Source organism: Kribbella sp. NPDC051952, from assembly GCF_040680855.1.
Lineage (GTDB): Bacteria > Actinomycetota > Actinomycetes > Propionibacteriales > Kribbellaceae > Kribbella.
In genome coordinates, this window is sequence record NZ_JBFAXQ010000049.1 from 23,993 (window position 1) to 31,521 (window position 7,529).

A 7,529-nucleotide genomic window follows, 5' to 3' on the forward strand; every position below is an offset into this window, starting at 1 on the left:
CCACGAACGGTTCACCGCGGGTCGGTTGGCTCGGCGCGCTTCACCAAACTCCTGTAAACCCACGGGCATCTCGCTCGCGCGATGGGGTGGCGGTGTCGGCACCCGTAAACTCACGGCCGGTTGGTGGGGTGAGGGTGTTTGCACCTGTGAACCCACGGACCGTTCGCGCCGGTGGTCGGCCCGGCGCCCCCACCAAACTCCTGTAAACCCACGGGCATCTCGTCCGCGTGATGGGGGTCGGGGTGTCGGCACCTGCAAACCCACGGACCGTTCGCCGCCGGCTGGTCGGCCCAGCACCTCACCAACTCCTGTAAACCCACGGGCATCTCGCTCGCGTGATGGGGAGAGAGTGTGGGCACCCGTAGACCCACGGACGGTTCACCGCGCGTTGGTTGGCCCGGTCGTCTCCACCCAACTCCTTTAAACCCACGGATACTCCGTTCGAGGCGACGGGCCGGGTGTCGGCACCTGTGCACCTACGCACGGTTGGCCGCGCGTGGTCGGTTCCTCACCAACTTCTTGTAAACCCACGGACACCTCCGTTCGAGGTGACGGGCCGGGGGCCCAGCACGCAAACCCACCGACGGTTCACCGCGAGTTGGTCGGCTCGAGCGCCTCACCCAAGTCCCGTAAACCCACGGGCATCTCGTTTGCGTGATGGGGTGAGGGTGTTGGCACCCGTGGCCCCACGGACAGCCCGCCACCGGTTGATCGCCGGGGCGCCTCACCAAACTCCTGTAAACCCACGGGCATCTCGTTTGCGTGACGGGGTGAGGGCGTCGGCACCCGCGAACCCACGGACGGTTCACCGCGGGTTGGATCGGCTCCTCACCTGACTCTTGTGGAACCGCGGGTTAGTCGGGGGTTAGGAGGTTTTGGGAGGCTGCGTGGGTGGGTTGGGCGATGGTGGGGTGGTGGAGGTCGAAGGCTGGGCTTTCGGAGCGGATTCTGGGGAGTTGGTGGAAGTTGTGGCGTGGGGGTGGGGAGCTGGTGGCCCATTCGAGGGAGCGGCCCCAGCCCCACGGGTCGTCGACGCCTACACGTGGAGTCTTCCGGGACTTGTAGATGTTGTAGAGGAACGGAAGCGTGGACACCCCGAGCAGGAACGCACCCACGCTCGAGACCTGGTGCAGGACGGTGAACCCCTCGTCCGGCCCGTAGTCGGCGTACCGACGCGGCATCCCTTCGATCCCGAGCCAGTGCTGCACCAAGAACGTCGTATGGAACCCCACGAACAGCATCCAGAAGTGCAGCTTCCCCAGCCGTTCGTCCAGCATCCGCCCGGTCATCTTCGGCCACCAGAAGTAGAACCCGGCGAACATCGCGAACACCACCGTCCCGAAGACGACGTAGTGGAAGTGCGCGACCACGAAGTACGAGTCGTTCAACTGGTAGTCCAGCGCCGGCGACGCCAGGATGATCCCGGTCAACCCACCCAGCAAGAACGTCACCAGGAACCCGACAGACCACAGCATCGGCGTATCCAGCGATACCGCCCCGCCCCACATCGTCCCGATCCAGTTGAAGAACTTCACCCCGGTCGGCACCGCGATCAGGAACGTCATGAACGAGAAGAACGGCAGGTTCACCCCACCCGTCACGAACATGTGGTGCGCCCAGACCGCGATCGACAATGCCCCGATCGAGAGCGTCGCCGCGACCAGACTGACGTACCCGAAGACCGGCTTGCGGCTGAACACCGGCAGGATCTCGGTGATGATGCCGAAGAACGGCAACGCGATGATGTACACCTCGGGATGCCCGAAGAACCAGAACAGGTGCTGCCACAACAACGCCCCACCACTCGCCGCATCGAACACATGCGCCCCGAGGGTCCGATCCGCCTCCAGCATCAGCAACGCCGCGGCCAGGATCGGGAACGCGATCAGTACCAGGATCGACGTCACCAGGATGTTCCAGCAGAAGATCGGCATCCGGAACATCGTCATACCCGGCGCCCGCATCGTGATGATCGTCGTGACGAAGTTGACCCCACCGAGGATCGTCCCGAGTCCCGCCATCCACAGGCCCATGACCCACAGATCGCCGCCGACGCCCGGTGAGCGCACACCGTTGGACAGCGGCGAGTACGCCGTCCACCCGAAGTCAGCCGCCCCACCCGGGGTCAGGAACGCGGACAGCGTGATCAACCCACCGAACAAGAACAGCCAGTAGCTGAACATGTTGAGCCGCGGGAAGGCTACGTCCGGCGCACCGATCTGCACCGGCATGATCACGTTCGCGAACCCGACGAACAGCGGCGTCGCGAACAGCAGGAGCATGATCGTGCCGTGCATCGTGAACAGCTGGTTGTAGACCTCCTCGTTCACGATCTGCAGCCCGGGCGAGATGAGCTCGGCGCGGATGATCAGCGCCATCACGCCGCCGATCAGGAAGAACACGAACGACGTGATCAGGTAGAGGTGCCCGATCACCTTGTGGTCGGTTGTCGACAACAGCCGCCCGATCACCTGCCCGAGCGGCCGCCGGGTCCCGGCCGCGACCGGACCCGTGCGTTCAGTTACCCCGGTGTGCTCGCTGACACTGGCCATGCGCCCTCCAGCCTGCTCACATCCCTCCGATTACACACCCGGCCCCAGGCTCAAACAACGGTGTGAGCAGTCAGTACGTCGACAAACTCGTCCCAGCGCGCTTCCGGCACCCCATGCCCAACCCCGTCGAGCACAACGAGACGAGCACCGGGTACGGCGTCCCGCACAGCCTCCCCATGGGGCAACGGAAGCACCGGATCCGCCGAGCCGTGGACCACCAGGACCGGCATCGACAGGTCCCCGAACCCACCGCCGACCGGGCCGTTGAAGTCCATCGCGTAGTGGTTCGTGAACGACGCCTCGTACGACCGCGCCCGCGCCATGTCTTCCCGGACCAGCTCCCGCGCAGAGGGCTCGTCGAAGTACCCCGCCGCCTCGGCCTCGATCGCCCGTACGACGTACTCCTCGACCGCAACGGGATCCGTGAAGTCCGGCGGCGCGAGGTACTCGACCGTCGGCGCCGGCAGGTTGTCGGCGCCCGTGCTCGTGGACACGAAGGTCAACGACGCAACGCGGGACGGATAGTCGACGCCCAAGATCAGCCCGATCCCACCGGACATGGACATCGCGACGACATGCGCCCGATCGATGCCCAAGGCATCCAACAGCCCGACCGCGTCGGCGGCCAGGTCACGCATGGAGTACCCGGGCTGACCAACGGGGTACGACGTCGATTGGCCGGTGTCGCGTTGGTCGTAGCGAATGACGTACCGCCCGCGAGCGGCCAGGCGGGCGCACTGGTCGGCCGACCACCACAGCATCGACGCCGACCCACCGTGGATCAGCAGCACGGCTGGATCGTCACTGGAGCCGAACGTCTCCGCACACAGCTCGACACCGTTGACCGGATAAGTCTTCATGCCAATGACCGTAAGGCTCGGTCCGCTATCACGAAAAGCGATGATCTCCGATCACAACCATCGCCGTAGACGATAGAGTCGGGAGCTATGTACGAGCTCAGGCATCTGGCCACACTCAGGGCCGTTGCGGATGAAGGGTCGTTCGGGCGGGCGGCGACTCGGCTGGGGTATACGCAGTCGAGTGTCAGTCAGCAGATCGCCGTACTCGAGAAGGTTGCCGGGGGTGCGCTGTTCGATCGGCCCGGCGGGCCGAAGCCGGTGCGACTCACTCCCCTGGGCGGCGTACTCCTGGAGCATGCCCGCGACCTGCTGCACCGGGCCGACCTGATGAGCGACGCGATCGAACGGTTCCGGGCCGGTGACGGGCGGATCGACATCGGCACGTTCCAGACCGTCTCGAACGTGATCCTCCCGACCCTGATCCGCGAACTCAGAGCCGCCCACCCCACCTGCGACATCAGGCTGTTCGAGGAGGAGACAGATCAGCCGGACCTGTCCGAGCTCGATCTGATGTTCTTCGACAGCCGCATCGACGGCACCGACCACCTGCTGCTCGTCAAGGACCCATACGTTCTGGTCACTCGAGCAGGCGACTTCCCGCAAGGCCCGGTCGACATCAAGGAACTCGACGGACTCCAGCTCGTCGCACATCCGCCCGTCTGCGATCAGGGCAGGTTCGAGGACTTCCTCACCGGCCAGGGCGTGCAGCCACAGATCGTGTTCCGGACCTCGGGCAACGAGGCCCTCCTCGCGATGGTGCGGGCCGGACTCGCCGCGGCCGTGATGCCGCGGCTCGCCGTGCAGCAGGACGACCTGGAGATCCACGAGCTCGAACCCAGACTCCCACCGCGGGAGATCTACCTGCTGTGGCATGCCGGCCGCACACCCTCGCCGCTCGCGGCGCACGCGATCGAGATCGCGCAGCGGGTGGCAGCCGACCTGCCCGGTATCAGCTGACCGTCAGCACCTTGGACGCCGTCTGCGTCCCCTGGTGATCGGCGTCAGCCAGCCACACCACGCGGTAGGTGTACGTCCCGCGTGCTGTCGGCTTGATGCTGAATGCGTACTTGCCGTTCGCCGTCAGCTTGCCCGTCGTCACGGCGACCCACGTCGTCCCCGACCGCTTCTGCAGGTACGCCGTCGTCCCCGCGTGCGCCGGGTTCAGGTACCCGTACAGCAGCGTCGACGCGCCCAGCTTGATCGCAGCCGGAGTCAAGTACGCCGACAGCGCCGGGTGCACCTGGACCAGTGCGGCCGTGCTGCGCGTCCCGAGCAGCCCAACCGCACCGTTGTAGCCCCACATGTACGACGTCGACACCGACGGCTTCTGCACCGACGACACGACCCCGTTCGCGTCCGACGTCAACTGCGCCGCCGTCGTCCACTTGGTCGCGTTCGCCGCCTTCGAGTACAGCACTACCGGTACGCCGCTCAGCCGGCTCGCATCGTTGAGCCGCGTAACGACTGTCGTCAACGTGACCGACCCGGTGTACATGATCGAGGCCGCGCTCGCCGCGATCGTCGTCTTCGTACCGATCAGGCGTACGTCGACACCCGGCCCGATCTTGCCCGCACTGTTCTTCACCCAGACCCGGTACGCGTAGCTACCCGAGTTCGCCAGCCCGGTCAGCGCGAACGAACTCGCCGTACCGTTGTAGATCGCCGTTCCGGCGGTCGGCAGCTGCGGCGCAGTGTTGCCAGAGGAACCGCGGACGATGATCTGGCCGAGCGTCGTGTTGGCCGGCTTGCCCCACTGCAGTGTCGCGACCGTGACGCCACCTGTGACCCGGAAGCTCGTGACCGGTGGCGGCGGTGCCGTCAGGTTCACGTAGTTACGGTCGATGTTCATCGGCACGCCACCGTGCGTCTCGGCCGTGTCGCCCGCGAACTGGTGGACGCGCTGGTGGTTGTTCCAGTACGTCGCCGGAATGAAGCGGCTCGTCCCCACCGGTGTCGAACCCCAGTGCGCGAACCACAGGTTGTCCGGCCGGGTGTACGCCGTACTCGTGTACGCGCTGGCCAGATCAGCACCACCGGAGGCGGCACCGACGTACGCGCCACCGACGTACCCGCGCGCGTTGAGCTCCTGCGTCCAACCGCTCAGATACGACAGTACGGCGGCCTTGCACGCGGCCGTCGTCGTGTAGGCCTCGATGTCGCTGTAGATCGCACTGCGCTGCGCGAACCCCAGTCCCTGCGCGGCCGCGACCGCATTGATCGCAGCGTTCCGGCCCTGGGTCAATGCAGTCGACGCAACCGACGACATCCGGCTGGAGTACGTCGTGCACGGCGCCTGCAGACCGACATCGATCAGCAGGAACTGCCAACCCTTGCTCGCGTTCGCAGCAACCCAGTTCGCGGTCAGGTTGGGCTGGTTACACGCCCGCAGCCCGCCGCTGATGTAGATACCAACACCCTTGTAGTCGGCCTGCCAAGCGTCCATCGACGCCTGTGGCGGCGCCGCGCAGGTGTCGAACGCGTTCCCCGCGAAGTTGCCCGTAGCAACGACCGTCGGAGCCACCGCGGCCGGCTGAGCCACCCGCGCCGACTGCGACTTCGAGACGACGCGACCGGTGGCGAGTACGTCGCTCGCCGCCCGCTCAGCACCCGGTGCGTAGTACGCGGTCGCGAGTACGCCGGCATCCGCGACGGCGCGCCGGAGCAGACCGTCGGTCGACGGCTGCGCCGTGGTCAGCGGCTCGAGCATGAGCCCCTGACTCCGGCCGACCAGGTGCGACGGGCAGTCGGCCTGCGACGTACTGCGGCCGAGGTAGACCGCCGGGCGGTCGAGCCGGACGCACGCGGTTGGATTGGTGGACAGATCGATGACCGGCCAACTGGCCGGCACCGTGACTTGATAACCGTGATACGAGACGGTTTGCGTGTCGTCGGCGACCGCTGGGCCGGTGGCGGCCAGTCCAGCGATGAGTCCGAGGGCAAGCGCCGGCACCCCAGGTTTGAACAACCTCACTATGGCTCCCCAGTTTCCAACGAATACTCCGGCCCCCAGTGAAAACGAGCGCCGCAGGGATGTCGAAGAGCATCCGGCACTCGCCTCGATGCCGAGATGCTATCGCCGCAGGTCAGCCCAGCGTCGATCGGGCATTTTGGATCGATCAGTCCATAACGTGTTAGGGTGTCGTCATGGCCAGACCGAGGACCTTCGACGAGGATCGCGCCGTCGACGCCGCGATGCGCCTGTTCTGGACCTCCGGTTACGAGGCGACCTCGACGCAGGACCTCTGCGCAGCCACCGGGCTCGGCCGAAGCAGCATTTACAACACCTTCAGCAGCAAGCGTGACCTGTTCGACCGCGCACTCCGCCGCTATATGGAGCGCAGCACGGAAGCCCAGCTCGAGGTGATCCACAGCGATGACCTGCCGGTCCGGGAGCGGGTGCGCCGGATTCTCTGGGCCGCTGTCGACCCGGACCCCGAGGATCCCGCCGGCTGCCTGGTCGTGAACACGCTGGTCGAGCTCGGCCCGACGGACACCGAGGTCATCGATCTCCTCGATCGAGACCATGCCAGGAAGACCGAAGCACTGACCACGGCGATCCGTGCCGCGCAGGCCGCGGGCGAAGTTGACCCTGGGCACGACGCATCCGCGCTGGCCGATTACGTGTTCGTGGTCCTGAGTGGCCTCCGTGTCGCTGCTCGCCGTGGCACTCCCCGTGCGGCCCAGCTGGCCGTCGCCGAGGCGGCCCTCCGCACCTTCTGATCACCGGCGCAATCCTCGTTCACAACTGCCCATATTTTGAACCGATCGATCCAATACGAGAGGAACTCATGCCCCTCGCCGTCTATCTGCTCGGCCTGGCGATCTTCGCCCAGGGCACGTCCGAGCTCATGCTGGCCGGTCTCCTCCCCGAGATCGCCGGCGACCTGGACGTGTCCATCCCGGCCGCGGGCCTGCTGATCTCGGCCTTCGCGGTCGGCATGCTGATCGGCGCCCCGATCCTGGCTGTCGTCACTCTGCGCTGGTCCCGCCGCGCCGCGATGCTCGCGTTTCTTGCGGTCTTCGCCCTGACCCACGTCGCCGGTGCGCTGACGCCCGGGTACGGCGTACTCGTCGCGACCCGCATCGTCGGCGCCTTCGTGTACGCCGGGTTCTGGGC

Annotated in this window: 6 protein-coding genes; 3 read left to right on the plus strand and 3 right to left on the minus strand. The window is 66.4% G+C overall.

Translation table 11 applies throughout. From position 1 onward, the window contains the following. Positions 1-854 precede the first annotated feature (854 nt). On the minus strand, positions 855-2,552 hold the full coding sequence (ctaD, locus tag AB0L70_RS40990; protein WP_363692345.1) for a cytochrome c oxidase subunit I: 1,698 nt from the start codon (positions 2,550-2,552) through the stop codon (positions 855-857). 50 nt (positions 2,553-2,602) lie between these two features. Beyond that, positions 2,603-3,412: an alpha/beta hydrolase gene (locus tag AB0L70_RS40995; RefSeq protein WP_363692346.1), complete on the minus strand. Its 810-nt coding sequence runs from the start codon at positions 3,410-3,412 to the stop codon at positions 2,603-2,605. Between the two features lie 87 nt (positions 3,413-3,499). Between AB0L70_RS40995 and AB0L70_RS41000 the strand changes: the two genes are divergently transcribed. Beyond that, a complete protein-coding gene (locus AB0L70_RS41000; RefSeq protein WP_363692347.1) occupies positions 3,500-4,369 on the plus strand; it encodes a LysR family transcriptional regulator in 870 nt (289 codons plus the stop codon). Here the strand turns inward: AB0L70_RS41000 and AB0L70_RS41005 are convergent. Further along, entirely contained in the window at positions 4,362-6,383 is a 2,022-nt protein-coding gene (locus tag AB0L70_RS41005) for a DUF1906 domain-containing protein (protein WP_363692348.1), read from the minus strand. The two genes, AB0L70_RS41000 and AB0L70_RS41005, sit on opposite strands and share 8 nt — an antisense overlap. Positions 6,384-6,556: 173 nt before the next feature. Here AB0L70_RS41005 and AB0L70_RS41010 point away from each other — a divergent pair, with 173 nt between their 5' ends. Both AB0L70_RS41010 and AB0L70_RS41015 read left to right on the plus strand, forming a co-directional pair. Beyond that, a complete protein-coding gene (locus AB0L70_RS41010) occupies positions 6,557-7,132 on the plus strand; it encodes a TetR/AcrR family transcriptional regulator (RefSeq protein WP_363692349.1) in 576 nt (191 codons plus the stop codon). A 68-nt stretch (positions 7,133-7,200) separates the two neighbouring features. Further along, on the plus strand, positions 7,201-7,529 hold a 329-nt coding region (locus AB0L70_RS41015; protein WP_363692350.1), incomplete at its 3' end, for an MFS transporter.